Source organism: Mycobacterium scrofulaceum (genome assembly GCF_002086735.1).
GTDB lineage: Bacteria > Actinomycetota > Actinomycetes > Mycobacteriales > Mycobacteriaceae > Mycobacterium > Mycobacterium scrofulaceum.
This window is the reverse complement of sequence record NZ_MVIJ01000027.1, coordinates 36,024-62,954: the sequence shown is the minus strand read 5'-3', so window position 1 is coordinate 62,954 and position 26,931 is coordinate 36,024. Positions and strand designations below refer to the sequence as shown.

Annotated in this window: 20 protein-coding genes; 11 read left to right on the top strand and 9 right to left on the bottom strand. The window is 69.7% G+C overall.

Annotation, left to right across the window (positions count from 1 at the left end; all coding sequences use genetic code 11):
- The first annotated feature begins 25 nt into the window (after nucleotides 1-25).
- Nucleotides 26-1,861, top strand: a complete 1,836-nt coding sequence (locus BST44_RS17755; RefSeq protein ID WP_083178418.1) for an acyl-CoA dehydrogenase — start codon at nucleotides 26-28, stop codon at nucleotides 1,859-1,861.
- 321 nt (nucleotides 1,862-2,182) lie between these two features.
- Here BST44_RS17755 and BST44_RS17750 read toward each other — a convergent pair whose 3' ends face one another.
- Nucleotides 2,183-3,523 carry an acetyl-CoA C-acetyltransferase gene (locus BST44_RS17750; RefSeq protein ID WP_083178417.1) on the bottom strand — a complete coding sequence of 447 codons (1,341 nt, stop codon included), beginning with the start codon at nucleotides 3,521-3,523 and terminating at the stop codon, nucleotides 2,183-2,185.
- A 151-nt stretch (nucleotides 3,524-3,674) separates the two neighbouring features.
- Between BST44_RS17750 and BST44_RS17745 the strand changes: the two genes are divergently transcribed.
- Entirely contained in the window at nucleotides 3,675-5,039 is a 1,365-nt protein-coding gene (locus tag BST44_RS17745) for a 3-oxoacyl-ACP reductase (protein WP_083178416.1), read from the top strand.
- A 19-nt stretch (nucleotides 5,040-5,058) separates the two neighbouring features.
- Entirely contained in the window at nucleotides 5,059-5,940 is an 882-nt protein-coding gene (locus tag BST44_RS17740) for a MaoC/PaaZ C-terminal domain-containing protein (protein ID WP_083178415.1), read from the top strand.
- A 6-nt stretch (nucleotides 5,941-5,946) separates the two neighbouring features.
- Here the strand turns inward: BST44_RS17740 and BST44_RS17735 are convergent, their stop codons facing one another.
- The 3 genes from BST44_RS17735 to BST44_RS17725 are packed head-to-tail and all read right to left on the bottom strand — an operon-like array spanning nucleotide 5,947 to nucleotide 9,072.
- Nucleotides 5,947-7,197, bottom strand: coding sequence for a chloride channel protein (locus BST44_RS17735; protein WP_083178414.1), 1,251 nt, complete (start codon nucleotides 7,195-7,197; stop codon nucleotides 5,947-5,949).
- A gap of 16 nt (nucleotides 7,198-7,213) precedes the next feature.
- Entirely contained in the window at nucleotides 7,214-7,867 is a 654-nt protein-coding gene (locus BST44_RS17730) for a TetR/AcrR family transcriptional regulator (protein ID WP_083178413.1), read from the bottom strand.
- A 53-nt stretch (nucleotides 7,868-7,920) separates the two neighbouring features.
- A complete protein-coding gene (locus tag BST44_RS17725) occupies nucleotides 7,921-9,072 on the bottom strand; it encodes a glycoside hydrolase family 3 N-terminal domain-containing protein (RefSeq protein ID WP_083178412.1) in 1,152 nt (383 codons plus the stop codon).
- Nucleotides 9,073-9,200: 128 nt separating this feature from the next.
- On the opposite strand from BST44_RS17725, the gene BST44_RS17720 reads away from it, so the two are divergent.
- From BST44_RS17720 to BST44_RS17705, 4 genes are all read left to right on the top strand, one after another.
- Entirely contained in the window at nucleotides 9,201-9,398 is a 198-nt protein-coding gene (locus BST44_RS17720) for a DUF2613 family protein (RefSeq protein ID WP_065443883.1), read from the top strand.
- A gap of 95 nt (nucleotides 9,399-9,493) precedes the next feature.
- Nucleotides 9,494-9,667: a DUF2613 domain-containing protein gene (locus BST44_RS17715; protein WP_065443914.1), complete on the top strand. Its 174-nt coding sequence runs from the start codon at nucleotides 9,494-9,496 to the stop codon at nucleotides 9,665-9,667.
- A 64-nt stretch (nucleotides 9,668-9,731) separates the two neighbouring features.
- Nucleotides 9,732-13,982, top strand: a complete 4,251-nt coding sequence (locus BST44_RS17710; protein WP_439330736.1) for a DUF3367 domain-containing protein — start codon at nucleotides 9,732-9,734, stop codon at nucleotides 13,980-13,982.
- Between the two features lie 87 nt (nucleotides 13,983-14,069).
- Entirely contained in the window at nucleotides 14,070-15,512 is a 1,443-nt protein-coding gene (locus BST44_RS17705; RefSeq protein WP_083178410.1) for a lipase maturation factor family protein, read from the top strand.
- 1 nt (nucleotide 15,513) lies between these two features.
- On the opposite strand, the gene BST44_RS17700 is transcribed toward BST44_RS17705, so the two are convergent.
- Nucleotides 15,514-16,893: an HNH endonuclease signature motif containing protein gene (locus tag BST44_RS17700; protein WP_083178409.1), complete on the bottom strand. Its 1,380-nt coding sequence runs from the start codon at nucleotides 16,891-16,893 to the stop codon at nucleotides 15,514-15,516.
- 274 nt (nucleotides 16,894-17,167) lie between these two features.
- Between BST44_RS17700 and BST44_RS17695 the strand changes: the two genes are divergently transcribed.
- A complete protein-coding gene (locus tag BST44_RS17695; RefSeq protein ID WP_083178408.1) occupies nucleotides 17,168-17,539 on the top strand; it encodes a hypothetical protein in 372 nt (123 codons plus the stop codon).
- Between the two features lies 1 nt (nucleotide 17,540).
- On the opposite strand, the gene BST44_RS17690 is transcribed toward BST44_RS17695, so the two are convergent.
- A complete protein-coding gene (locus BST44_RS17690; protein WP_083178407.1) occupies nucleotides 17,541-19,187 on the bottom strand; it encodes an acetolactate synthase large subunit in 1,647 nt (548 codons plus the stop codon).
- 79 nt (nucleotides 19,188-19,266) lie between these two features.
- Between BST44_RS17690 and BST44_RS17685 the strand changes: the two genes are divergently transcribed.
- Complete coding sequence (locus BST44_RS17685) at nucleotides 19,267-20,643, top strand: NADP-dependent succinic semialdehyde dehydrogenase (RefSeq protein ID WP_083178406.1); 1,377 nt, start codon at nucleotides 19,267-19,269, stop codon at nucleotides 20,641-20,643.
- Nucleotides 20,644-20,800: 157 nt separating this feature from the next.
- Here BST44_RS17685 and BST44_RS17680 read toward each other — a convergent pair whose 3' ends face one another.
- The 3 genes from BST44_RS17680 to BST44_RS17670 all read right to left on the bottom strand — a co-directional run bounded on the left by BST44_RS17680 (nucleotide 20,801) and on the right by BST44_RS17670 (nucleotide 24,307).
- Complete coding sequence (locus BST44_RS17680; RefSeq protein ID WP_083178405.1) at nucleotides 20,801-21,742, bottom strand: R2-like ligand-binding oxidase; 942 nt, start codon at nucleotides 21,740-21,742, stop codon at nucleotides 20,801-20,803.
- On the bottom strand, nucleotides 21,739-22,446 hold the full coding sequence (locus tag BST44_RS17675; RefSeq protein WP_083178404.1) for a TetR/AcrR family transcriptional regulator: 708 nt from the start codon (nucleotides 22,444-22,446) through the stop codon (nucleotides 21,739-21,741). The genes BST44_RS17680 and BST44_RS17675 overlap by 4 nt, the downstream gene beginning before the upstream one ends.
- 154 nt (nucleotides 22,447-22,600) lie before the next feature.
- A complete protein-coding gene (locus BST44_RS17670) occupies nucleotides 22,601-24,307 on the bottom strand; it encodes an acyl-CoA dehydrogenase family protein (RefSeq protein ID WP_083178403.1) in 1,707 nt (568 codons plus the stop codon).
- Nucleotides 24,308-24,423: 116 nt separating this feature from the next.
- On the opposite strand from BST44_RS17670, the gene BST44_RS17665 reads away from it, so the two are divergent.
- Entirely contained in the window at nucleotides 24,424-25,404 is a 981-nt protein-coding gene (locus BST44_RS17665) for a phosphotriesterase family protein (RefSeq protein ID WP_083178402.1), read from the top strand.
- Nucleotides 25,397-26,887, top strand: a complete 1,491-nt coding sequence (locus BST44_RS17660) for an AMP-binding protein (protein ID WP_083178401.1) — start codon at nucleotides 25,397-25,399, stop codon at nucleotides 26,885-26,887. The genes BST44_RS17665 and BST44_RS17660 overlap by 8 nt, the downstream gene beginning before the upstream one ends.
- Nucleotides 26,888-26,931 lie beyond the last annotated feature (44 nt).

Sequence of the window (26,931 nt, the reverse complement as noted above, 5' to 3'; positions counted from 1 at the left end):
GCATTCTCAACGAGGAGGAACCGTAGTGAGCCACTACAAGAGCAACGTCCGTGACCAGGTGTTCAACCTGTTCGAGGTCTTGGGCGTTGAGAAGGCTTTCGGCGCCGGCGACTACAGCGATCTGGACGTCGACACCGCGCGCGAAATGTTGTCAGAGATCAGCCGGCTGGCCGAGGGGCCGATCGCCGAGTCGTTCGTCGAGGGCGACCGCAATCCGCCGGTCTTCGACCCGAAGACCCACTCGGTGACGCTGCCGGAGTCGTTCAAGAAGTCCGTCCGCGCCGTCACCGAGGCCGGCTGGGACAAGGTCGGCATCGACGAGGTCCTCGGCGGCATGCCGATGCCGCGGGCCCTGGTATGGGCGCTGCACGAGCACTTGCTGGGCGCCAACCCGGCCGTGTGGATGTACGGCGGTGGCGCCGGTTTCGCCAACATCCTCTACCACCTCGGTACCGAGGAGCAGAAGAAGTGGGCCGTGATCTGCGCCGAGCGCGGCTGGGGCTCCACCATGGTGCTGACCGAGCCGGACGCCGGTTCCGACGTCGGCGCCGGCCGGACCAAGGCGATCAAACAGGACGACGGTTCCTGGCACATCGAGGGCGTCAAGCGCTTCATCACCTCGGCCGACTCCGGCGACCTGTTCGAGAACATCTTCCACTTGGTGCTGGCGCGGCCCGAGGGCGCCGGCCCGGGCACCAAGGGGCTGTCGCTGTTCTTCGTGCCCAAGTTCCTGTTCGACTTCGAGACGGGTGAACTGGGCGAGCGCAACGGTGTCTTCGTCACCAACGTCGAGCACAAGATGGGCCTGAAGGTTTCGGCCACCTGTGAGCTGTCCTTCGGCCAGCACGACGTGCCGGCCAAGGGCTGGCTGGTCGGCGAGGTGCACAACGGCATCGCGCAGATGTTCGAGGTCATCGAGCAGGCGCGCATGATGGTCGGCACCAAGGCCATCGCCACGCTGTCGACCGGCTACCTGAACGCGCTGGAGTACGCGAAGTCCCGCGTGCAGGGCGCCGACATGACCCAGATGACCGACAAGACCGCGCCGCGGGTGACCATCACGCACCACCCCGACGTGCGCCGCTCGCTGATGACCCAGAAGGCCTACGCCGAGGGTCTGCGTGCGCTGTACCTCTACACCGCGACCTACCAGGACGCCGCGGTCGCCGAGGCGGTGCACGGCGTGGACGCCGAGCTGGCCGTCAAGGTCAACGACCTGATGCTGCCGGTGGTCAAGGGCGTCGGCTCGGAGCAGGCCTACGCCAAGCTCACCGAGAGCCTGCAGACCTTCGGTGGGTCCGGCTTCCTGCAGGACTACCCGATCGAGCAGTACATCCGGGACGCCAAGATCGACTCCCTCTACGAGGGGACCACGGCCATCCAGGCGCAGGACTTCTTCTTCCGGAAGATCATCCGCGACAAGGGTGTGGCGCTGGCCCACGTGTCGGGCGAGATCCAGAAGTTCGTGGACAGCGAGTCCGGCAACGGCCGGCTGAAGTCCGAGCGCGAGCTGCTGGCGAAGGCCCTGGCCGACGTCCAGGCGATGGCGGCCACGCTGACCGGCTACCTGATGGCCGCGCAGGAGGACGTGACCAGCCTCTACAAGGTGGGCCTGGGATCGGTGCGCTTCCTGATGAGCGTCGGCGACCTGGTCATCGGTTGGTTGCTTCAGCAGCAGGCCGCGGTCGCCGTGCAGGCGCTGGACGCCGGCGCCAGCGGCGAGGAGCGGTCCTTCTACGAGGGCAAGCTCGCGGTGGCCTCGTTCTTCGCGAAGAACTTCCTGCCGCTGCTGGCGAGCACCCGCGAGGTGATCGAGACGCTGGACAACGACATCATGGAACTCGACGAAGCCGCCTTCTGACCGGCAAAAGCAAAAGCCCCGCTTCCGCAAAGGAGCGGGGCTTTTGTTTCGGTACTCACGTGTCTCTGGACTTCACGCGCAGATGTACTTACGGCACCGCGGACCAAAAAGGCCGCCGCTGGATCCCCTCACTCCAGCGGCGGCCCTTTTCGTACGCCCGTCCGCGCTGACCGGCGGTCGTTTCGGGGATGCCCCGTATTGCCGTCGGGGTCGGGGGGTCAGACCACAACACGGGGCCATCCGGGCATTCGGATACCCGCCAGCCCGGATTGCTAACCCGCTGTGACCGATGTCATGAGACGGGTCCGACCCCGCGCGCGATCAGGCCTCCAGGATCGCGGCCACGCCTTGCCCACCGGCGGCGCAGATGGACACCAGGGCGCGCAGCGGCCTGCCTGCGCCACCCTTGCCCTCGGCCTTCTTCTGGGCGAGCTGCTTGGCCGCCTGGGCCAAAATCCGTCCGCCGGTAGCGGCGAAGGGGTGGCCCGCGGCCAGCGAAGAGCCGTTGACGTTCAGCTTGGACCGGTCGATCGACCCCAGCGCGGCGTCCAGGCCCAGCCGCTCCTTGCAGTATTCCTCCGACTCCCACGCCTGCAGGTGCGCCAGCACCACCGAGGCGAACGCCTCGTGGATCTCGTAGAAATCAAAATCTTGCAGGCTCAGGCCGTTGCGGGCCAGCAGCCGCGGCACCGCATAGGTGGGCGCCATCAGCAGGCCGTCGCGGCCGTTGACGTAGTCGACGGCGGCGGTTTCCGAGTCCACCAGGAAGGCCAGCGGCGTCAGCGAGTGGGCGGCCGCCCACTCCTCACCGGCCAGCAGCGCAACCGACGCCCCGTCGGTCAGCGGCGTCGAATTGCCGGCCGTCATCGTCGCGTCCCCGGACTTCACACCGAACACCGGCTTGAGCTTGGCCAGCTTCTCCGCCGACGAGTCCGGGCGCAGGTTGTCGTCGCGGTAGAGCCCGAGGAACGGCGTGACCAGGTCGTCGAAGAAGCCGCGGTCGTAGGCGGCGGCCATGTTGCGGTGGCTCGCGGCGGCCAGCTCGTCCTGGTCGACGCGTTTGATGCCCATCTCCTTGGCGGTGATCGCCTGGTGCTCGCCCATGGACAGCCCCGTGCGCGGCTCGCTGTTGACCGGGATCTCGATGCCCAGGGTCGCGGGCAGCGTGCCCACCAGCCGCAGCCGCTGCACGTTGGATTTGGACCGGCGCAGCTTGAGCAGGGTCCGGCGCAGGTTGTCGCCCAGGCCGATCGGCGGGTCGGAGGTGGTGTCCACCCCGCCGGCCGCGGCCACCTCGTAGCGCCCGGACGCGATGCCGTCGGCCGCGGCGATGGCCGCCTGCAGGCCGGTGCCGCACGCCTGTTGCAGGTCGAACGCCGGCGTGTACGACGACAGCTCGGAGCCCAGCACGCACTCACGCGTCAGGTTGAAGTCGCGGCTGTGCTTGAGCACCGCGCCGCCGACCACCACGCCCAGCCGCTCGCCGGCCAGGCCGAATCGGTCCACCAGCCCGCCCAGGGCGGCGGTGAACATGTCCTGGTTGGACGCCTCGGCATAGGCGCCGTCTGACCGGGCGAACGGGATGCGGTTACCGCCCAGCACGGCCACTCGCCGCCGCTGCGCGCCGCGCTGGTTGCTTGCCTCAGAACTTGCAGGGGCCACTGTCTTCTCCGTGTATCTGCCGTCTATTGGTTTCCGGATCGCCCGTCTGGGGCCATACTACCCACTGTTCTTACTCTGAAGTAAGTTCGTCCCCGATACGGTTGTGCTGTAGGCACACCCCGACTGAGAAAGCACATGGAAGGTAGCTCCGGTGGCTCCCAAGGTCTCGTCCGATCTGTTCTCCCAGATTGTCAATTCCGGTCCTGGATCGTTTCTCGCCAAGCAGCTCGGTGTCCCGCAACCCGAGACGTTGCGCCGCTACCGGCCCGGCGACCCGCCGCTGGCCGGGTCCCTGCTGATCGGAGGCGAGGGGCGCGTCGTCGAGCCGCTGCGCGCAGCGCTGGCCAAGGACTACGACCTGGTGGGCAACAACCTGGGCGGCCGCTGGGCCGACCAGTTCGGCGGCCTGGTCTTCGACGCCACCGGCATCACGACGCCGGAGGGGCTGCGGGGCTTGTACGAGTTCTTCACCCCGCTGCTGCGCAACCTGGGACACTCGGCGCGCGTCGCGGTGGTGGGCACCACGCCCGACGCGGCCGCCGGCACGCACGAGCGGATCGCCCAGCGCGCGCTGGAGGGATTCACCCGCTCGCTGGGCAAGGAGCTCCGCAACGGCGGCACGGTGGCGCTGGTGTACCTGTCACCCGACGCCAAACCCGCCGCGACGGGCCTGGAATCGACCATGCGGTTCATCTTGTCGGCGAAGTCCGCCTACGTCGACGGCCAGGTGTTCTACGTCGGTGAGGCCGACTCCACGCCGCCGGCCGACTGGGACCGGCCGCTGGATGGCAAGGTCGCGATCGTGACCGGCGCGGCCCGCGGGATCGGTGCCACGATCGCGGAGGTGTTCGCCCGCGACGGCGCCCGCGTCGTCGCGATCGACGTCGAGTCGGCCGCCGAGTCGCTGGCCGAGACGGCCAGCCGGGTCGGGGGCACCGCGTTGTGGCTCGACGTCACCGCGGACGACGCCGTCGACAAGATCACCGAGCACCTGCGCGAACACCACGGCGGCCACGCCGACGTGCTGGTGAACAACGCGGGCATCACCCGCGACAAGCTGCTGGCCAACATGGACGACGCCCGCTGGGACGCCGTGCTGGCCGTCAATCTCCTTGCCCCCCTTCGCCTTACCGAGGGGCTGGTGGGCAACGGCACCATCGGCGAGGGCGGCCGGGTGATCGGGCTGTCCTCGATGGCCGGCATCGCGGGCAACCGGGGACAGACCAACTACGCCACCACCAAGGCCGGCATGATCGGCCTCACCCAGGCGCTGGCCCCGGAGCTGTACGGCAAGGGCATCACGATCAACGCCGTCGCGCCGGGCTTCATCGAAACCCAGATGACGGCCGCGATCCCGTTGGCCACCCGCGAGGTCGGCCGCCGGATGAACTCGCTGCTGCAGGGCGGCCAACCCGTCGACGTCGCGGAGACCATCGCCTACTTCGCCAGCCCGGCGTCAAACGCGGTGACGGGCAACGTCATCCGCGTCTGCGGCCAGGCCATGCTGGGCGCGTAGCCGCGAGGAGGAGAACGCGATGAACCAGCCAAGCGGCCTGAAGAACATGCTGCGCGCGGCGGCCGGGGCCCTGCCGATGGTGCCCAGGGGCAACCAGCTTCCGACGCGGACGGTGACCGTGGAGGAGTTGCCCATCGACCACACGAACGTGGCCGAGTATGCGGCGGTCACCGGCCTGCGCTACGGCAACAACGTGCCGCTCACCTATCCGTTCGCGCTGACCTTCCCCACGATGATGTCGCTGGTGACGGGGTTCGACTTCCCCTTCGCCGCAATGGGTTCGGTGCACGTCGAGAACCACATCACGCAACACCGACCGATCGCGGTCACCGACACCGTCGGCGTGCGCGTGCACGCGGAGAACCTGCGCGAGCACCGCAAGGGCCTGCTGGTCGACCTGGTGACCGACGTGAGCGTCGGCGGCGATTTCCAGGACACCGCGTGGCACCAGGTGACGACCTTCCTGCACCAGCAGCGCACCAGCCTGTCCGACGAGCCGAAGCCGCCGCCGCAGAAGCAGCCCAAGCTGCCGCCGCCCAGCACCGTCCTGCGCGTCAGCCCCGGGCTGATCCGGCGCTACGCCGTGGTCGGCGGTGACCACAACCCGATCCACACCAACCCCGTCGCGGCCAGGCTGTTCGGCTTCCCGACCGTGATCGCGCACGGAATGTTCAGCGCCGCAGCGGTGTTGGCGAACATCGAGGCCCGCTTCCCGGATGCGGTGAAGTACTCGGTGCGGTTCGGCAAGCCGCTGGTGCTGCCGGGCACCGCCGGCCTCTACATCGACGAAAGCCACATCGACGAAAGCCACATCGACGAAAGCCATCGCGGCTGGGACATCGCGCTGCGCAACGTCGCCAAGGGCTACCCGTACCTGACCGGCACGGTCCGGGCGCTCTAGGAAATTTCAGCCCGAGCGCGTCGGGCCACGGCCGGTGGCAACGACTTTGAGCGCGTGGGCGCCGGTCGCGGTCACCAGGAACAGGAAAAACAACCACAGCGGCGGGCGGGCGAGCTCCCAGACGAAGATCGCCGCCCAGATCGGTGAGCCCTGCGTCACGGCCAGCACGCCGGCGGCCCCCGCCAGCGAGACCGTCGGCCCGTGGAGGTGCGTGCCGGCCACCGTGTTCATCGCCAGCACCAGCGCCGATCCCGCGGCCGCGCCGGTGGCCAGCGACGGGGTGAGCATGCCACCCGCCCCACCGGCGCGCAGGAACAGCGCGGTCAGCAGGGGTTTCAGCGCCAGGATCGCGAGCGCGGCGGACAGCGTCAGCCCGCTGTTCAGGCCGACGGTCAGGATGCTGCGGCCGTTACCGGGCAGCTCGGGCCACCAATGCGAACAGATCCCCATCACCAGGCCCGCGCCGCCGAGCGCGGGAACCAGCACCCACGTCCGCAGCTGCTTGGCCGGTCGCGCCGCCGCCATCAGCCGGGTGAACGCCAATCCCACCGCCAGCGCCACCGGCGCCAAGATCAGCGCCTGGCCGGTCAGCTCGAAGGACACGTTCGCGTTGGGCCAGTCCAGGATCGGTTCGTCGTGCGTGGCGGCCGAGCAGACGGCCACGGCCAGGCTCGACGTGATCAGCGCGGCGCCCAGGGCGCGGGGACGCCAGCTGGTCAGCATGATCCGGGCGGAGAACAGCGCGCCGGCCACCGGGACGGCGTAGACCGCACCCAGCCCGGCGCCCGCCGCGCACGCGAGCAGGATCTGGCGGTCGCGGGCCGTCAGCCGTCGAAGCCACGCGGTGCCCCAGTCGGCCAGGGCGGCGGCGAACTGCCGGGGTGCCCCCTCCCGGCCCAGGGACGCGCCCGAGCCGACCAGCAGCACCTGCAATAGGGCGTCGCCACCCCACGCCAGCCGCGGTATCCGCTCGCGGCGGGCGATGGTGTCCGCGAGCGGCGGCACGGCCGCGCCGCGCCGCAACGCCCACCAGCCGAGCCCCGCCAGCGCGCCGCCGACCATCGGCCCCAGGGCGCGGCGGACCGGACTGCTCCCGGTGATCCCGGTCAGCAGCGTGCCGAAGGTGTAGTGGTAGGTCAGGTGCTCGACGAAGCGCAGCACCGTGGTGGTCGCCAGCCCGGCAACCCCGGCCAGCAGCCCGACGATGATGACGGCACAGAAAAAGTCGACGTTGCGGCGGGCGGGCGGTCGAGCCACCTCACGAATGTAGGGGTTAGCGCCCGGCGGCCCGTGGCCCGCCCTTCTCCGGCAGCGCGGCAGCGGCGGCCTCCCGCTCCTCCGGCGCGCCCCGCAGCCCGTGCCAGAACAGGTTGATCATCAGCTCGGCGGCCTCGTCGGCGTCGATGTCGCCGGTGCTGAGCTGGTTGGCCATCGCCTCCCCCGCGCCCACCAGCGCCACGGCCATCATCTCGTGCTCGCGCTCGGCGCGCGGGCCGCGACTGCCGGCCCGCACCAGCCCGGCGACCAACTCGATGATCTGTTCACGCCCCTCGCGCACCATGTGCGCGAACGCCTGCGAACTGGTGGCCTGGGTGTACATCACGATCCACGACGCCCGGTTGGCGTCGATGTAGCGCATGAACGCCACGATGGTGTTGCGCAGCAGGTCTTTCGGGCTCTGCGTGAAGTCGATGTCCGCGCGCACCGCGTCGATGAACCGGGCCATCTCCCGGTGCAGGCAGGCGCCGAACAGGTCCTCCTTGGAGCCGTAGTACAGGTAGAGCATCGGCTTGGAGATCTGCGCCTGGGCGGCGATGGCGTCCATCGAGGTCTCGTGGTAGCCGTTGACCGAGAACATCTGCACGGCGGCGTCGAGCATCTGTTGCTCGCGAACAGCGCGCGGTAACCGCTTGGTGCCACCCGCCATCGCATGCCTCTCTAGCCCGTCTATCTGACTCCAGAGTAAGCAACTGGTGCGCTTCAGTGGCCGCAGGCGGGGCTGCGACCCTTCATCGTCGCCACCCGCCCCAGCGCGTCGTCGACGCGCTGCTCGGGCAGTTCGCCGGCGGCCACCGCCTTCTGCAGCCGGTCCAGGACCGCGGGCACCTCGTCGGTGGTGACCCACAGCGCGACGTCGGTGCCCGCCTGCAGGGCGCGCAGGACCGCCTCGGCGACGCCATACCGGTCGGAGATGGCGCCCATGCTGGACAGGTCGTCGGTGAACACCGGGCCGTTGAACGGCGGAGCGCCGTAGCCGACGCCGTTGCGCAGCAGCTGCACCGCCGCGGCGCTCAGGCTCGCCGGCTCGTCACCCGTCAGTCCGGGGACCTGCAGGTGCCCGAGCATGACCGCGACCGGCGCCGCCGTCACCAGCGTCCGGTACGGCACCAGGTCGACGTTCTGCAGGTCGCTCAGGGGCGGCGTCACCACGCCGCCGGTGTGCGAGTCGCCCGAGCCGTGCCCGTGCCCGGGGAAGTGCTTGAGCACCGGCAGCAGGCCGGCGTCGCGCAGGCCCTGCGCGTACGCCCCGGCGTAGGCGGTGACCGTGTTGGGGTCGCCCCCGAAGGATCGGTCGCCGATCACCCCGTCGGTGGCGTCGGTGACGTCGACGACGGGGGCGAAGTCGATGGTGATGCCCAGGTCGCGCATCTTCTTGCCGCGCACGGCGGCCAGGTCATGCACCTGGGCGACGGTCTGGGTCTGGGCCAGCTCCCGGGGGGACGGCGACGCGCCGATCAGCGACCGCAACCGCGACACCCGCCCGCCCTCCTCGTCGACGCTGACCGCGAGCGGGAGCGGTCCGGCCTTCGCCGCGATGTCGGCCAGTGGGCCCTTGAGGAGGGACAGGTCCGTCCAGCTGCCGATGAAAATGCCGCCGACGTGGTAGTCGTCGACCACCGAGCGGGCGTCGTCGGCGTTCTTCACGCCCACCATCAGCAGCTGGGCCAGCTTGTCGCGGACCGGCAGCGCGGTGAGGTCACCGCACGCCGGCGGGGCGGGTGCGGCCGCCGGCCTGCTGACCGAGGTCGACGGGCCGGGCGACCGGCCCGCGTGGTGAGCGCAGCCCGACACCAATGCCGACACGGAGGCGAGCACGGCCCCTGCCGCGGCCATGGTGCGCGAAAATGACATCGGGCCATGTTTTCACGGCGGGGTCCGGACCTCCGGGTGTGGGCGGCGGCGAGGTTTCCTCGTCCGGCCGCGCGGGCATTCCCGGGCAGGTGCTAGCTGGGCTAGCGGGGGGCGAGAAGGAGCCAGCCATGACGGGTTTCACCTTGGCCGCGGCCAGCATCGCGGTGGGTCTGTCGGTCGGGATGGCGACGACGGTCGGCGTCACGCTGGCCGTCGCCGATCACGGCGTGGCGCCCGTGCGCGGCCGTCCGGCCCAGCCGAGCCCCCTCGGACCGCAGCTGGTGCAATACGGCGACCGGTGCTTTCACGGGCACTGTCTGCCCTGACCAGCGCTCCGGGGCGCCGACCGGGCTTCTGCTAGGTTGGCGCTAGGCCACCGCCAAGTTCTCGAAGATGCTGAAGATGCTGTAAGGAGCCGTCGATGAACCGGATCATTGCGCCCGCCGCCGCGAGCGTGGTGGTCGGTCTGCTGCTCGGCGCGGCGGCGATCTTCGGGATCACGTTGATGGTGCAGCAAGACACGAAACCGCCACTCCCCGGGGGCGATCCGCAGTCGTCAGTGCTCAACCGGGTCGAGTACGGCAACCGTAGCTAGCGGCGGGCGCCGGGGGCACCGCCCGCTCGCGGGGGACGAGTCGCCGCCACCGACTCCAGCGGCCATCGCCGAGTCCGGCTCGCCCGTCCCGTGTTCGCCGACCGCCCGTGTGTCGCGCCGTTGGCTGTGGTTGGTCGGGGCGCTCTCCCTGCTGTTGACGTTCGCCCAATCCCCGGGCCGGATCGCGCCCGACACCAAACTCGATCTCACCGCCAACCCGCTGCGCTTCCTGGCCCGGGCCACCAACCTGTGGAACAGCGAGCTGCCGTTCGGGCAGGCGCAGAACCAGGCGTACGGGTACCTGTTCCCGCACGGCGCCTTCTTCGCGATCGGCCATCTGCTTTCGCTGCCGGGCTGGGTCACCCAACGGCTGTGGTGGGCGCTGCTGCTCACCGTCGGCTTCTGGGGACTGTTGCGGGTCGCCGAGGCGCTGGGCATCGGCAGCCCGGCCTCACGGGTCATCGGTGCCGCCGCGTTCGCGCTGTCACCGCGGGTGCTGACCACCCTGGGGTCCATCTCGTCGGAAACCCTGCCGATGATGCTGGCGCCGTGGGTGTTGCTGCCCACGATCCTGGCCCTGAAAGGGGGGCGCGCGTCCACGAACCGGTCGGTGCGAGCGCTCGCCGCGCAGGCCGGCCTGGCCGTCGCGCTGATGGGCGCGGTCAACGCGATCGCCACGCTGGCGGGCTGCCTGCCCGCGGTGATCTGGTGGGCGTGCCACCGGCCCAACCGGCTGTGGTGGCGATACACCGGGTGGTGGTTGCTGGCGTTGTTCCTGGCGACGCTGTGGTGGGCGGTGGCGCTGGTGATGCTGCGTGCGATCAGCCCGCCGTTCCTGGACTTCATCGAATCGTCCGGGGTGACCACGCAGTGGTCGTCGCTGACCGAGATCCTGCGCGGCACCGAGAGCTGGACCCCGTACGTCGCGCCGACGGCCACCGCGGGGGCGCCGTTGGTGACCGGCTCGGCGGCCGTCCTGGCCACCTGCCTGGTCGCGGCGGCGGGACTGGCGGGGCTGGCCGGTTCGGCGATGCCTGCCCGCGGGCGATTGGTGACGATGCTGCTGACCGGCGTGGTGTTGATGGCGGCCGGCTACAGCGGCGGGCTGGGCTCGCCGGTGGCGCACGCGGTGCAGGCGTTCCTGGACGCCGGCGGCGCGCCGCTGCGCAACGTGCACAAGCTGGGTTCGGTGATCCGGATCCCCATCGTGCTGGGCCTCGCCCAGGTGCTGGGGCGGATACCGCTGCCCGGATCCGTGCCCGGGTCGGTGTGGCTGCGCGCGTTCGCCCGCCCCGAGCGCGATAGGCGGGTGGCGGTCGCGACCGTCATCCTGACGGCGTTGATGGTGAGCACCTCGCTCGCGTGGACCGGCCGGCTGACCCCGCCCGGCACCTTCAACGCGATCCCCCGGTACTGGCAGGACACCGCCGACTGGCTCGACCAGCACAACAGGGGGACGCCGGTCCCCGGCCGCGTGCTGGTGGTTCCGGGTGCGCCGTTCGCCACCCAGGTGTGGGGCACCAGCCACGACGAGCCGCTGCAGGTGCTCGGCGGCAGCCCGTGGGGTGTGCGCGACTCCATCCCGTTGACCCCGCCGCAGACCATCCGGGCGCTGGATTCTGTGCAACGCCTCTTCGCCGCCGGGCGGCCCTCGGCCGGTCTCGCTGATACCCTTGCGCGCCAAGGCATTTCGTATCTCGTGGTGCGCAACGACCTGGATCCGGACACGTCGCGCTCGGCGCGCCCGATCCTGGTGCACCGCACGGTCGACGGCTCCCCGGGGCTGCAGAAGGTGGCGCAGTTCGGCGACCCGGTGGGGCCCGGCACCCTGGCGGGCTTCGTGGCCGACAGCGGGCTGCGTCCGCGGTATCCGGCCATCGAGATTTATCGAGTGGTTTACCGGGTCGCCGGCGGCTCCGGCGCGCCGTACTTCGCGGACGTGGACCGGCTGCCCAGGGTGGACGGCGGACCCGAGGTGCTGCAGCGGCTCGACGAGCGGCGCCGGCTCCTGGGGCAACCGCCGCTGGGTCCCGTGCTCCTGACCGCCGACGCCCGCGGCGCCGGCCTGCCGGCGCCCGCGGTGACCGTCACCGACACCCCGGTGGCGCGCGAGACCGACTACGGCCGGGTGGACCTGCATTCGTCGGCCGCCCGGGCCGCGGGCGACGCGCGGCACACCTACAACCGCGTGCCCGACTACCCCGTCCCCGGCGCCGACCCCGTCGTCGGGGCCTGGACGGGCGGGCGGATCACCGTGTCGAGCTCGTCGTCGGACTCCACCGCGATGCCCGACGTGGCGCCGGCGACCTCCCCGGTCGCGGCCGTCGACGGCGATCCGGCGACCGCGTGGGTGTCCAACTCGCTGCAGGCCGCCGTCGGCCAGTGGCTGCGGGTCGACTTCGACCATCCCGTGACCAACGCGGCGATCACCCTGACGCCCAGCGCCACCGCCGTCGGCGCGCAGGTGCGCCGCATCCTGATCGAAACCGCCACCGGCAGCACGACCCTGCGGTTCGACGAGCCGGGCAAGCCGCTCGCCTCCGCGCTGCCCTACGGCGAGACGCCGTGGGTGCGGATCACCGCCGCGGGCACCGACGACGGATCGCCCGGCGTGCAGTTCGGCATCACCGACCTGTCGATCACCCAGTACGACGCGTCCGGCTTCGCCCACCAGGTCGACCTGCGGCACACCGTGCGGGTTCCCGGGCCGCCGCCGGGCTCGACCGTCGCGGGCTGGGACCTCGGTTCCGAGCTGCTCGGCAGGCCGGGCTGCGCGACGGCGCCCGACGGTGTGCGCTGCGCGCCGTCGATGGCCCTGGCGCCCGAGGAACCGGTCAACCTCAGCCGGACGCTGACCGTTCCGGCGCCGACGTCGGTGACCCCGCTGGTGTGGGTCCGTCCACGGCAGGGGCCGAAGCTGGCCGACCTGATCGCCGAGCCGAACACCACCCGCGCCCGGGGCGACTCGGACCTGGTCGACGTCCTCGGCTCGGCCTACGCCGCCACCGACGGCGACCCGTCCACCGCGTGGACCGCGCCGCAGCGAGTGGTGCAGCACAAGACCCCGCCCACGCTGACGCTCACGCTGCCGCGGCCCACCGAGGTCACCGGGTTGCGGCTGGTGCCGAGCCGGTCGGCGCTGCCCGCGCACCCGACGATGGTGGCGGTCAACCTGGGCGACGGCCCGCAGGTGCGCGCGCTGCGGCCCGGCGAACCGCAGACCGTCGCGCTGCATCCGCGGTTGACCGACACCGTGACCGTGAGCCTGCTGGACTGGGAAGACGTCATCGACCGCAACGCGCTGGGTTTCGACCAGCTCAAGCCGCCGGGGCTGGCCGAGCTGGCGGTGCTCGGCGCCGACGGCCACCCGGTCGCGCCCGCCGACGCCGGCCGCAACCGCGGCAGGGAGGTCACCGTGGATTGCGACCACGGCCCGGTCGTCGCGGTCGCGGGCCGATTCGTGCACACGTCGATCCGCACCACCGTGGGCGCGCTGCTCGACGACGCCCCCGTCGCGGCGCAGGCCTGCGACCGGGACCCGATCGCGCTGCCGGCGGGGCAGCAGGAGCTGTTGATCAGCCCGGGCGCTCAGTTCGTGGTCGACGGCGCCGAGCTGACCACGGGTTCCGCCGCCGCTCCCGCACCCGGCGCGGTCGCCGCTCCGGTGTGGCGGGCGTGGGGGCCGGACCGCCGGGAAGTGCAGGCTCCCCCGTCGGCCACGTCGCGGGTGCTGGTCATCCCGGAGAGCATCAACCCCGGTTGGGTGGCGCGCACCGGCACCGGGACGCGGCTGACCCCGGTGGCCGTCAACGGTTGGCAGCAGGGCTGGGTCGTGCCGCCCGGAGACCCCGGCACCATCACGCTGACGTTCCCGCCCAACGCGCCGTACCGCGCCGGGCTGGCGTTCGGGCTGGCCCTGCTGCCGTTGCTGGCCCTGCTCGCGCTGTGGCGCACCCGGCGTGGTCGACCCGACGACGCGCCCTCCCGGCCCTGGGCGCCGGGGCCGTGGGCGGCGGTCGCGGTGTTGGCTGGCGGGGCGGTGATCGCCGGGGCCGCCGGGGTGCTCGTGACCGCCGCCGCCCTGGGCGTGCGGTACCGGCTGCGGGACCGCCGGCTGAACGGTGCCGCGATGGCGCTGAGCGCGGGTGGGCTCATCCTGGCCGGGGCGGTGTTGTCACGGCATCCGTGGCGCTCCGTCGACGGCTACGCGGGGCATTCCGCGAACGTCCAGCTGCTGGCGCTGATTTCGGTTGCGGTGCTCGCCGCGTCCGCGGTGACGATGCCCGAGCGGGTGTCCGGGTCCCGCGGCGAATAGCCCTTCGGGGTATTGGCGTGCGGTTTACCGCCTGCTTGACTGGATATGCGGGTCTGTGTGACCACCACCGTCCGAGGAGTTACGGCCATGGGCTGGTTTTCCGCACCCGAATATTGGCTCGGGCGAGAGGTGCTCGAGCGGGGCGCCGCGGTGGTCTACCTGCTCGCGTTCGTCGCAGCCGCGGCGCAATTCCGGGCACTCATCGGTGAGCACGGAATGCAGCCCGTCCCAAGGTTTTTGGCGGGGCAGTCGTTCTGGCGGACACCCAGCCTGTTTCACCTGCGCTACTCCGATCGCCTGTTCTCGGCGGTCTCGTGGTTCGGCGCGGCCCTGTCTGCGGCGATCGTCGCCGGCGCTGCCGACGCGGCGCCGCTCTGGGCGGCGATGCTGATGTGGCTGGCGCTGTGGGTGCTCTACCTCTCCATCGTCAACGTGGGGCAGACCTGGTACGCGTTCGGTTGGGAGTCGTTGCTGCTCGAGACCGGCTTTCTGATGATCTTCCTCGGCAACGAGCAGGTGGCGCCCCCGGTGCTCACGTTGTGGATGGCCCGGCTGCTGTTGTTCCGGGTGGAGTTCGGCGCGGGCCTGATCAAGCTGCGCGGCGACCCGTGCTGGCGTGACCTGACGTGTCTGTATTACCACCACGAAACGCAGCCCATGCCGGGTCCGTTGAGTTGGTTCTTCCACCACCTGCCCAAGCCGCTGCATCGAATCGAGGTGGCGGGTAACCATTTCTCACAGCTGATCGTGCCGTTCGGGCTGTTCGCGCCTCAGCCGGTGGCCGGGATCGCCGCGGCGATCATCGTCGTCACCCAGCTGTGGCTGGTGGCGTCGGGAAACTTCGCCTGGCTCAATTGGGTAACGATCTTGTTGGCCTGTAGTGCAATTGACGATTCGTGGATCGGTTGGATCGGCTGGCGCCATCATCCGGCGTTCCCGGCGACGCCGGTGTGGTTCGCAGCGCTGGTCATCGCGTTCACGACGGCGGTGCTGTTCATGAGTTACTGGCCCGTGCGCAACATGCTGTCCTCGCGGCAGCGAATGAACATGTCGTTCAATTCTTTTCACCTGGTGAACACCTACGGCGCGTTCGGCAGCATCGGCCGAACCCGGCGCGAGGTGGTGATCGAGGGCACCGCCGAGGCACACCTCGGCGACCAGACGGCCTGGAAAGAATACGAATTCAAGGGCAAGCCCGGCGCCGTGCGCCGGCTGCCACGGCAGTGGGCGCCCTATCACCTGCGGCTGGACTGGTTGATGTGGTTCGCCGCCATCTCGCCCAGTTACGCGCAGCCGTGGCTGACGCCGTTCCTGCAGCGCCTGCTGCGCAACGACCGGCCCACGCTGCGCCTGTTGCGGCACAATCCTTTTCCGGATTCACCGCCGCGGTATGTCCGTGCGCTCTTGTACGAGTATCGCTTCACCACGCCCGCCGAGCTGCGCCGTGAGCGGGCGTGGTGGCATCGGACGCTCATCGGCGGCTATGTCCGGCCGATGGCGCTGCCCGCGGCCACGTCACAGCACGGCTGAGCTACGGCTCGTCGTCATCGTCGTCCTCATCGTCGCGGTCGCGGAGCAGTTTTTCGGGATGATGGAACGCGTTGGTGCGGGGCTGGCCCCGATCCAAGTGCGGGGGCGGTATCCATTCGGTGTCGCCGTTGGTGTTTGTGCGGGTGGTCCAGCCGTCGGGTTTGAGCAGGCGGTGATGCGGGCCGCAGGCGAAGGTGAGGCCGTCGATGTCGGTGCGCCGGCAGGTGGCGTAGTCGGTGACGTGGTGGACCTCGCTGTAGTAGCCGGGCACGGTGCAACCGGGTGCGGTGCAGCCCCGGTCTTTCGCATATAAGACGATGCGTTGCCCGGGGGAGGCGAGGCGCTTGGTGTGGTAGAGCGCCAGCGGTTTGGCGTCATCGAAGACGGCCAGGTAATGGTGGGCATGGCGGGCCAGTCGGATGACATCGCTGATCGGCAAGATGGTGCCGCCTCCGGTCAGGCCACGCCCGGCGGCGGATTCCAGCTCGGCCAGGGTGGTGGTGATGATGATGGAGGCGGGTAAGCCGTTGTGTCGGCCGAGTTTTCCCGACGCCAGCAGGGCGCGGTTGGCCGCCAGCAGTGCGTCGTGGTGGCGTTGCGCCGCCGAGCGGCCGTCGCGGTCGATGGCCTCCTGGCTGGGGGCGCCGTCCACGCATGGCACGTCGTCGAGCGGGTTGCACATGCCCGGGGCGGCCAGCTTGGCCAGCACCGCTTCCAGGGTGGCCCGGGCCTCGGGGGTGAGCAGACCGCGTAGTTCGGACATGCCGTCGGGGCCCTGCGTGCCCAGCGTGAGCCCGCGGCGCCGGGCGCGGTCGGCGTCGGTGTAGGTGCCGTCGGGGTTCAGGCAGTCGGCGACGTGATCGGCGAGTGCGGCCAGTTGTTCGGGGCGATACTGCGTTCCGTGGGCGGCCAGGTCGGCCTCGACGGCCTGGCGGGTGGCGGCATCCACCCAGCCGGGCAGCCGGTGGAAGAACCGGCGGATCACCGCGACTTGGCCGGCGCCCAGTGTCCCGGCGCGCTGGGCGGCCGCGGTCGCCGGCAGCAGCGGCTCCAGCGGTTCGCCGGTCAACCCGCGCCGCGGACCCAGGTCGGCCGCCTCGTGGACGCGCCGGGAGGCCTCGGCCCGGCTGACCAAAGCCGTCTCGGCGATCGCATGGGAGAGCGTGCCGCCCAACTCCTCCGGGGTGGCCTGGCAGGCGAGGGAATTGATCACGGGGTGCTCCACCGCCGGTAATTGCCGGCGCACCTGCTCCGAACGCTCCAGCATCGCCAGCTGTTGCCCGACGGTCATCGCGTCCACCGGTAGCGCGCGGGCGCGAGCCAAGACCGCATCGAGGTCGTCGAACACCGCCTCGGCATCGGGATGACCGCCTGGACTCATGACCCCAAACTAGCCACGCCCACCGACAAAAACGCCCCACAAATCGCCATAGATACACACTCGCGCAAAAGATTTGGAGAAACTGCTGCGCGAACAATCGCGATAGATGCACAGCCGCGAAAGCGTCCAAAGTTTGCCCCGTTTCTTGGCGGGTGCCCGGAGGAGGCGTGACCACACGAACGCTGGCCTGCGCGATGATGAGGACCTAAGCCCCTCTTCACAGCAGCCGCCCGGCAGGAACATAAACCCGCAAAGGCCGACGAAGGAGCCGAAGATGAGACAAGCACTCGCGGGGCCGGCCACGGCGCTGGCCTTGTCCGGCTCGCTGTGGGCGGCGGATCTGATGCTGGGCGCGGGCGACGCCAACGCTGCTTGCTCCACCAACAACGGCGCCAACCAGCCGCCGGAGTGCGGCCCGCCCGAGGGACCCCCGGGCTGCTACACCTCACACGTCTGCAGCCAGATGTGGTGTCCCAACGTGGGCGAAATGCGGCGGATGCCGGACTGGGACCGCAACGTCTGCCACACCTACTACTTCGCCCCCAACTCGGGGCTGCCCGCGCTGATCGTCCAGGGCCAGCCGCCCGGTCTGCGGCTGCCGCCGAACACCGGCGTCTGCCCGCCCCTGGCCTGGATGTGCCCGTGAACTACAACGTCTCGTCCAGCTTGCCGAGCCGGTCGGTCAACCGCAGGTTCTCGGAGTAGTCGACGGGGCAGGAGATCACCGACACGCCGTCGTCGTCCAGAGCGGCCCGCAGCGTCGGCAACAGCTCGTCGGCATGGGAGATCCGATAACCCTTGGCGCCAAAGCTTTCGGCGTAGGTCACCACGTCTGGGTTGCCGAACTTCACGTAGTAGTGCGCGCCGAGCTCGAGGTCCATTTTCCACTCGATGAGGCCGTACCCGCCGTCCTCCCAGATGAGCACGACCAGCGGTATCCGCTCGCGGACGGCGGTCTCGATTTCCTGAGAGTTCATCAGGAACGCGCCGTCACCGACGACGGCCAGCACCTTCGAATCGGGCTGCGCCAGCTTGACGCCGAGCGCGCCGGGAAGTGCAAAACCCATGGTGGACAAGCCATTTGAGACCAGACACGTATTGCACTCGTACGTCGGATAGAGCCGCGCCATCCACATCTTGGTGGCGCCGGTGTCGACCAGGACGACGTCGCTGCGGCCCAGCGCGGCACGGGTATCGGCCACCACCCGCGCCGGGGCCAGCGGGTAGCGCGAATCCTGTTGCCCTCGAGCGAATTCCTCGGCGAGTAGGCCATGGCCGGGAACTTCGGGGTCGGCCTCGTAGGCGTGGCCGTTCAATCCGTCGGTCAGCGCATCCAGCGAGGCGCTGATGTCGCCGATGATCCCGACGTCGACCGAATAATGCGCGTCGACCTCGGCCGGGAACCGGTGGATGTGAATGATCTTCTTGTCGGCCTGAGGGTTGATCCGGACGGGGTCGAACTCCTGCAGCTCGTAGCCCACGGCGATGACCACGTCGGCGTTGTCGAAGCCGAAGTTGACGTAGTCGTGCTGCATGAACCCGAGGGTGCCGATGCTGTTGGCATGGTCGTCGGGCATCACGCCCTTGCCGTGGAAGGTGTTGGCGACCGGGATGCCGAATTGGTCGGAGAAGCGGACCAGGGCCGCGGTGGCCTTGCCGCGGGCGGCGCCGTGCCCGGCCAGCACCACCGGCCGCTTCGCGTTGCGCAGGATGTCGACCGCGCGCTCCACCTGGCCGGGCGCCGGCGCGTCGGGCCGGACGACGTTGCGCGGCAACGGCGTCAGTTCATAGTCGGTTTCGTCGGCGTCGATGTGCTCGGGGACGGCCAGGTAGACGGCCGCCGGACGTTCGGTCTCGGCCACCTTGAACGCCTTGCGGAACATCTCGGGGATGGCGCGCGCGGTCGGCACCCCGGCGGCCCACCGGGTGATGGGCGCGAACATCGACACCAGGTCGACGTACTGGTGCGACTCCTTGAACTCCCGGTCGTGACCCACCTGCGCGGAGATCGCGACCAACGGAGTGCTGTTCGTGGTGGCATCGGCCACCCCGAGTTGCATGTTGATCGCGCCGGGCCCCAGCGTGCTCGACACCACGGCCGCACGCCCGGTGACCCGCCCGTACATCTCGGCCATGAAGGCCGCGCCCTGCTCGTGCCGGGTCAGCACATACCGGATGCTCGACGACGCCAGCGCCTGCACAAAGCGGATGTTCTCCTCCCCTGGCAGGCCGAAGACCACGGAAACGCCTTCGTTTTCCAGGCACTTGACCATCAGCTCGGCGGCTTTACTCATCCGGCACCTCCCTTGAGGGAACGATAGTGGCAGGCTGGGTGTTGGACCTTCTACCAACCCCGAAGCGAAGGATGTCAGCGTGCCCATCGCCACCATCAACCCGGCCACCGGCGAGACAGTCAAAACCTTCACCCCCGCGACCGACGAGGAAGTCGACGCAGCCATCGCCCGTGCCTACGCCCGGTTCCAGGACTACCGCCATAACACCACCTTTGCCCAGCGCGCCCAGTGGGCAAACGCGACCGCCGACCTCTTGGAGAAGGAGGCCGACGACGTCGCCGCGATGATGACCCAGGAGATGGGCAAGACGCTGAAGTCGGCGAAAGCCGAGACACTCAAGTGCGCCAAGGGCTTTCGTTACTACGCGCAGAACGCGGAGCAGCTGCTGGCCGACGAGCCGGCGGACGCGCAAGCGGTCGGCGCCAAGCGGGCCTACACCCGCTACCAACCGCTCGGGGTGGTGCTGGCCATCATGCCGTGGAACTTCCCGCTGTGGCAGGCCGTGCGGTTCGCCGCGCCGGCGCTGATGGCCGGCAACGTCGGGATCCTCAAGCACGCCTCGAACGTGCCGCAGTCCGCGCTCTACCTGGCCGACGTCATCGCCCGCGGCGGCTTCCCGGAGGGCTGCTTCCAGACGCTGCTGGTCTCGTCGGGCGCCGTCGAGCGCATCCTGCGCGACCCGCGGGTCGCCGCCGCCACGCTGACCGGCAGCGAGCCGGCCGGGCAGTCGGTCGCGGCCATCGCCGGCGACGAGATCAAGCCCACCGTGCTCGAGCTCGGCGGCAGCGACCCGTTCATCGTGATGCCGTCGGCGAACCTGGACGAGGCTGCCAAGACCGCGGTCACCGCGCGCGTCCAGAACAACGGGCAGTCCTGCATCGCCGCGAAACGGTTCATCGTCCACACCGACGTCTACGACGCGTTCGTCGACAAGTTCACCGAGCGGATGGCCGCGCTCAAGGTCGGCGACCCGACCGACCCGGACACCGACGTGGGCCCGCTGGCCACCGAGTCCGGCCGCGACGACATCGTCAAGCAGGTCGACGAAGCGGCCGCGGCGGGTGCGACGATCCGCCTCGGCGGCAAGCCCATCGACGGGCCGGGGTGGTTCTACCCGCCGACGGTGGTCACCGACATCACCAAGGACATGGCGCTCTACACCGAAGAGGTGTTCGGCCCGGTGGCGTCGATGTACCGGGCCGCCGACATCGACGAGGCGATCGAGATCGCCAACGCCACCACCTTCGGGCTGGGGTCCAACGCCTGGACCAACGACGAGGCCGAGCAGCGGCGCTTCATCGACGACATCGAGGCCGGCCAGGTCTTCATCAACGGCATGACGGTGTCGTACCCCGAGCTGGGATTCGGCGGCGTCAAGCGTTCCGGTTACGGCCGCGAACTCGCCGGCCTCGGCATCCGCGCGTTCGTCAACGCCAAGACCGTGTGGGTCGGGTAGTGGCGATCGCAAGCGCGGCATAGCCGGGCGCAGCGGGTCGCCACCATCGGCGACAGTGGCGATCGCAAGCGCGGCATAGCCGGGCGCAGCGGGTCGCCACCATCGGCGACGTCGACGCCGGGGACGCCGCCGGCGGCAGCAAGGTCGAATAGCCGCCTCAGGCGGACGCGGCCGCCAGGGCCTTCTCGTCCTCGTCGGCGAAGGTGTCCTCGAGATGCAGCGGCGAATAGTCGAGGTCGATCTCTTCGAGCGGCCTCCCGCGGGCGCTGGAGATCGTGCCGAACCGTCGCATGCCCTTGTCGGCCGCGTACTGCATGAACTCGTCCACCGACAGGCCGAACGGCATCGGGTCGTACAGCGAGAAGCCCTCTTCGATGAGGCGCAAGCCCAGCGGCATCAGCTCGTTCATGCGCGTCTCGAAGACGCCCCAGTTGGCGTCGTCGGCGGCGACGTGGCGGCGGCAGGTGAACGTGCCCCACGCCATGTGGCGTCGCTCGTCGTCGCCGATGCGCCGGACCAGCTCCTGCATGCCGGGCAGGATTCCGCGCTCGACGCAGATCTTGTGCCAGCCGAAGTAACCCGTGAGCGCCAGCATGCCTTCGACCATGTGGTTGTAGGTGACCGAGGCCCGCACCTGCGCGGCCGGCGACGGGTCGACCGACAGGGCGTTGAGGCACTCCGGCAGCTCCTCGTAGAAGATCGTCCGGTAGGTGGGGATGTCGTCGAGGTACTGGTGCAGATCGTCGGTGACGCCGACGGCGTCGAGCCACATCCGGAAGACCTGGACGTGCTTGGCCTCCTCGAAGGCGAACTGCGTCAGATACATTTCGTCGCCCAGCCGGCCCTCGACCCGCATCGCGGACATGAACGGCTGGATGTCCTCGGTCACCGCTTCCTCGCCCGCGATGAACTCCGCGCACAGCCGGATGGCGTAGTGGCGTTCGTCGTCCGAGAGCTGCTCCCAGTCGGCGCGGTCACGGGAGAAGTCGATGTCGGCCGGATCCCAGAACTTCGCGTTGCCGCCGGCGAACAACCGCAACGGCAGGCTGTCCCAGTTGAGGCCCCCTTTGACCATCGAGTTCGTATGTGTGCGTGTCATCTGATCTCCTCGGATTGTTGTGGGGCTGCTTGGGGGGCTGCGCGTTGTGGGGGCGGATGCGGTGCGGCCGAGAAGGCGGCCGCCAGCACCGCGACGAGCCGGCGTACCGCCAGCGCGGGTTGCTCCGGCGTGGGTTCGTCCAGGCCGAGAATCGGATCCAGTCCGCGCATGTAGGGCGCCAGCGCCAGGTGCGGAAAGATCAAGAGCAGCAAGGACAACAGCGCGTCGGTGTCCGAATCGGCGCGCAGGTCGCCGCGCACCTGCGCGTCGCGCACCAGGGGGCGCAGCACCTCCAGGTAGTGGCGGTGGATGACGCTGCGCACGCTGACGCGGGCGTCGGTGTCGACCTCGAGGCTGGCCGCCGCGTGCAGGGCGCGTTCCCGTGGGTGTTCGGCGAAGTAGGCGACCCACGCGTCGAGAAGGTCGGTGAGGAACTCGAAGAACGGCCGGCTCGGGTCGAGCTGGCGGATCAGCTCCTCGATGTACGAGCGCACCCGCTGGCTGCCGATGTCGGCGATGAACGCGTACAGGTCACGCTTGTCCGCGAAGTACTGGAACAGGCTGCCCTTGGCGACGCCGGCCCGCCGCGCGATGACGTTGAGGCTGCCCCGGGAGAAGCCGTGCGCCCCGAACTCGTGTTCCGCCGCCTCGATGATGGCGGCGCGACGGGCGGGGTCGACCCGCGCCCAAGTCACCGTTGGCATGCGGCCTCCTCGCGTCGATGACCACTGGTCATATTACGGTGAGCTGCGTCACAGTCAAGGGTAGGCGCTGCCCGCTCTGCCATCGAGCGTCACGCTGGCGTGACGCCGCCCCCCGAGCGCCACGCCAGCGTGACGCTCGGCGGGAGGCCGCCGCCTAAGGCCTCATCTCGTACGCGCCGTTGAGCGGAAGGATGTGCTCCTTCCAGATCTGGGCGTAGCGCGAGGGGTCGTGGACCGGGCGGCGGATCATCCGCATCGCGAAGCGGGCCTGCTCGTCCGTCGTCGCGGGCTTGTCGCTCAGCTCCACGGCGTAGCCGTTGAAGTCGCGGACCAGCACGGCGAAGATCCCGTCGATCAACGTCTCGTCCACGTCGGAGAGCACCGCCTCCTCGAGGATGAGCTGCGCGTAGGGCACCGTCGCGAACAGCTGGCCGACGGCGAACGCGAAGTCGACGTCCTTCTGCTGCGCGGCGTCGGGGGTCGCGCTGGCCAGCATGTCGGCGAGCACGTCGACCTGCTTGCGCAGCAACGCCACGTTCGGCAGGTGCCCGAACCCGTCGAACGGCGCGCGCCAGTCGTGGAAACGCACCTTGCCCAGGCCGCCGGTCGGTCCCTGCGCGAACAGGAACGCGTCGTCGGTGGCGTCGTCGCGACGACCAATCAACGGCAGCTCGCCGTTGGGCGCGAACAAAAAGTTGGGCATGAACTTGGCGAGCAGCCCGACGTTGATGTGCACGGTGCCTTCGAGCCTTGGCAGCAGACCGATCTCGCGGGTGACCGCCTCGAAGAAGGTGTCCTTCTCCACCCCCTTGGCGGCGATGACGTCCCACAGCGCGATGACGACCCGCTCCCCCTCGCTGGTGACCTTCGCCTTGGTGAGCGGGCTGTAGAGCAGATAGCGCCGGTCGTCGGCCGACGCGCTGCGCATGTAGTCGCAGGCCCGCGTGCACACCAGCCGCATCGCGACCAGCCGCAGGTAGGCGTCGGTGAGCAGGCGCCGGACGTGGCTGAAGTCGGTGACGACGGTCCCGTACAGCACCCGGTTGGAGGCGTGGGTGACCGCCTCGTACATGGCGTGGGTGCACATGCCGACCGCGCCCCAGCCCAGGTTGTACTTGCAGACGTTGACGGTGTTGAGCGCGGCGTGGAAGGCCCCGGGCCCGCGGTGCAGGATGTCGGCCTCGGTGACCGGGTAATCGCGCAGCGCGTAGTTGGCGACGAAGTTCTGGGAGTTCACCACGTTCTTGATCAGGTCGTACCGGTCGTGCTGGGAGTCGGCGGCGAAGAAGACGTATTCGTCCGTGTCGGCGATCTTGCCGAACGTCGAGACCATGCGGGCGACGTTGGCGTTGCCGATGTAGTACTTCTCGCCGTTCGCGGTCCAGCCGTGCCGTGAACCTTTCGACGGCGTCAGGATCATGTCGGTCTGGTAGACGTCGGCGCCGTGGGTCTGCTCGGACAGCCCGAAGGCGAACACCTCCCCGGCCTCCAGTTGCGCGGCGGCCTTGCGCTTGGCGTCGGCGTTGTCGCTCATCCAGATCGGGCCCAGGCCCAGCGCGGTGACCTGGAAGGGGTACCAGTAGCTCAGCCCGTAGAAGCCCACGATCTCGGCGAACTCGCTGATCCGGTAGGTGTCCCAGCGGCAATCGCTCGCACCGTACTCCGACGGCGTCAGCAGCGAGGCGAAGATGCGCTCGCGGCCGATGTGGTCCAAAAACTCGGAGTACCAGACCCGTTCGTGGTCGTCGGACTTCAACCGCGCCTTGCCCCGGGATTCGAAGAAGTCCACCGTCGCGGCCATGATCTCCCCCGAGCGACGGTCTGGGTACCGGCGTTGCAAGTGGTTGGGATTGAGCAGCATGACGGTGCCTCCCGAGGGCCGAAACGACGACGAGGGTGACGGTACTGCAAGGCCGGGGCGCACCGGGATAAATCGGCACTGTTGTCCGACCACCGAGTCGACCTAGCATCAGTGCCGTGTCAGAACTCAATACCGCCCGCGGCCCCATCGATACCGCCGACCTCGGCGTGACGCTCATGCACGAGCACGTGTTCATCATGACCACTGAGATCGCCCTGAACTATCCCGAAGCCTGGGGCGACGAGGACCGGCGGGTGGCCGACGCCATCGACCGGCTCAACGAACTGAAGTCGCGCGGCGTGGACACCATCGTGGACCTCACCGTGATCGGCCTCGGCCGCTACATCCCGCGCATCGCTCGGGTGGCGGCGGCCACCGAGCTGAATATCGTTGTGGCGACGGGACTTTACACCTACAACGACGTGCCGTTCCGGTTCCATTACGAGGGTCCCGGAGGGCTGCTGGACGGCCCCGAGATCATGACCGAGATGTTCGTCCGCGACATCGAGCAGGGCATCGCCGACACCGGCATCAAGGCCGGCATCCTCAAGTGCGCCACCGACGAGCCCGGCATCACCCCGGGCGTCGAGCGGGTGCTGCGCGCCGTCGCCCAGGCACACAAGCGCACCGGGGTGCCGATCTCCACGCACACCCATGCCGGGCTGCGGCGCGGGCTCGAGCAACAACGCATCTTCGAAGAGGAGGGCGTCGACCTGAGCCGGGTGGTCATCGGCCATTCGGGTGACAGCACCGACGTCGGCTACCTCGAGGAGCTGATCGCCGCCGGCTCGTACCTCGGCATGGACCGCTTCGGCCTCGACGTGATCTCACCGTTCGAAGAACGGGTCAAGATCGTGGCGACGATGTGCGAACGCGGGCACGCCGACAAGATGGTGCTCTCGCACGACGCCAACTGCTATTTCGATGCGCTTCCGGAAGACCTGGTGCCGCAGATGGCGCCGAATTGGCATTACCTGCACATCCACAACGACGTCATCCCCGCCCTGAAGGAGCGCGGCGTCACCGACGAACAGCTGCACACCATGCTGGTCGACAATCCCCGCCGCATCTTCGAGCGGCAGGGCGCATATGAGTGAGCCGGTCCCGCCGATCGGCACGCAGATCGCGGCGCTGGCCGAACTCGCGCCCGACGAGCCGGCCGTCACCTGCGACGGGCTGACGCTCACCCGCGCCGAACTGGACGCCTCGACGAACCGGTTGGCCCGCGCCTACGCCGAGCGGGGCGTCGGCGTAGGCGACTACGTGACGATGGTGCTGCCCAACTCCGTCGAGTGGATCCAGGCCGCGGTGGCGTGCTGGAAGCTGGGCGCGGTGCCCCAGCCGCTGTCGGCGCGGCTGCCCGGCGGGGAGCTGCAGGGGCTGCTGGAGCTGCGCCCACCCGCCCTGCTGGTCGGCCGTGAGCATCCCGACATGCCAAGCCTGCCAGCGGGTTTCACGCCCGGGCCGGAGTGCTCCGACGCCCCGCTGCCGGAAGCCGTGTCGCCGGTGTGGAAGGCGATGGGGTCCGGCGGCAGCACCGGCCGGCCCAAGCTCATCGAATCCGGCGGCGACAGCCGGATCCCGGCCGCCATCGGCTACCCCCTCGGCGCGCACGAGGGCGACACCACCCTGGTCCCGATCCCGCTGTCGCACAACACCGGTTTCACCACGGCCACGCTCGCCCTGCTGATGCGCCACCACCTGGTGCTGATGAGCCGCTTCGACCCGGAACGGTTCCTGCGGCTGATCACCGACCACCGCGTCACCTTCCTGACGACGGTGCCGACGATCATGCAACGGGCGCTGCCCGTCTACCACGCCGACCCCGGGTCCTACGACCTCTCGTCGCTGCGGCGGTTCTGGCACATGGGGGCACCGTGCCCGCCCGCGATCAAGGAGGCGTGGATAAACCTGCTCGGCCCCGAGAAGGTTTGGGAACTCTACGGCGGCACCGAATTACAGGCGCTGACCTTCATCTCCGGCGACCAGTGGCTGACCCACCGCGGCTCGGTGGGCGTGGTGGTCGCCGGGGAGATGAAGGTGCTCGACGACGACGGCAATCCCTGCCCGCCCGGCGTCGTCGGCGAGATCTACATGCGTCCCGGCGCCGGCAGCGCGCCCACCTATCGCTACGTCGGCGCCAGCGCGAAGAACCGCGACGGCTGGGATTCCCTCGGCGATCTGGGCCATTTCGACGCCGACGGGTTTCTGTATCTGTCCGATCGCCGCGTCGACATGTTCACCGTCGGCGGACGCAACGTCTACCCGGCCGAGATCGAAAACGCGCTGTCGGCGCACCCGGACGTGTTGTCCTGCCTCGTCGTCGGGGTGCCCGATCCGAACTCCGGCGACCTGGGCCAGGTGCCCTACGCGCTGGTGCACACGGCCGACGGCGCCACGCTGGACGCCGCGGGGGTACGGGAATTCCTGCACGAGCACCTCGCGGGCTACAAGATCCCGCCCAGCCCCGACTTCATCGAGTTCGTCGACACCCCCCTGCGCGACGACGCCGGCAAGGCGCGGCGATCGGCGGTGCGCGCCGAGATCATCGCGCGGCTGCGGGCCGCCGAGCCGGCCTGACGCTCGCCAAGGATCTTCCAAGCCCGCGGCCGCATCATCGGGCG

Bases quoted from the DNA above. Each gene is read 5' to 3' on its own strand.
- BST44_RS17660 (WP_083178401.1), top strand. From the start codon at position 25,397: ATGAGTGAGCCGGTCCCGCCGATCGGCACGCAGATCGCGGCGCTGGCC.
- BST44_RS17705 (WP_083178410.1), top strand. From the start codon at position 14,070: ATGGGCTGGTTTTCCGCACCCGAATATTGGCTCGGGCGAGAGGTGCTC.
- BST44_RS17675 (WP_083178404.1), bottom strand. From the start codon at position 22,446: ATGCCAACGGTGACTTGGGCGCGGGTCGACCCCGCCCGTCGCGCCGCC.
- BST44_RS17670 (WP_083178403.1), bottom strand. From the start codon at position 24,307: ATGCTGCTCAATCCCAACCACTTGCAACGCCGGTACCCAGACCGTCGC.
- BST44_RS17740 (WP_083178415.1), top strand. From the start codon at position 5,059: ATGAACCAGCCAAGCGGCCTGAAGAACATGCTGCGCGCGGCGGCCGGG.
- BST44_RS17690 (WP_083178407.1), bottom strand. From the start codon at position 19,187: ATGAGTAAAGCCGCCGAGCTGATGGTCAAGTGCCTGGAAAACGAAGGC.
- BST44_RS17725 (WP_083178412.1), bottom strand. From the start codon at position 9,072: ATGTCATTTTCGCGCACCATGGCCGCGGCAGGGGCCGTGCTCGCCTCC.
- BST44_RS17700 (WP_083178409.1), bottom strand. From the start codon at position 16,893: ATGAGTCCAGGCGGTCATCCCGATGCCGAGGCGGTGTTCGACGACCTC.
- BST44_RS17715 (WP_065443914.1), top strand. From the start codon at position 9,494: ATGAACCGGATCATTGCGCCCGCCGCCGCGAGCGTGGTGGTCGGTCTG.
- BST44_RS17720 (WP_065443883.1), top strand. From the start codon at position 9,201: ATGACGGGTTTCACCTTGGCCGCGGCCAGCATCGCGGTGGGTCTGTCG.
- BST44_RS17680 (WP_083178405.1), bottom strand. From the start codon at position 21,742: ATGACACGCACACATACGAACTCGATGGTCAAAGGGGGCCTCAACTGG.
- BST44_RS17695 (WP_083178408.1), top strand. From the start codon at position 17,168: ATGAGACAAGCACTCGCGGGGCCGGCCACGGCGCTGGCCTTGTCCGGC.
- BST44_RS17730 (WP_083178413.1), bottom strand. From the start codon at position 7,867: ATGGCGGGTGGCACCAAGCGGTTACCGCGCGCTGTTCGCGAGCAACAG.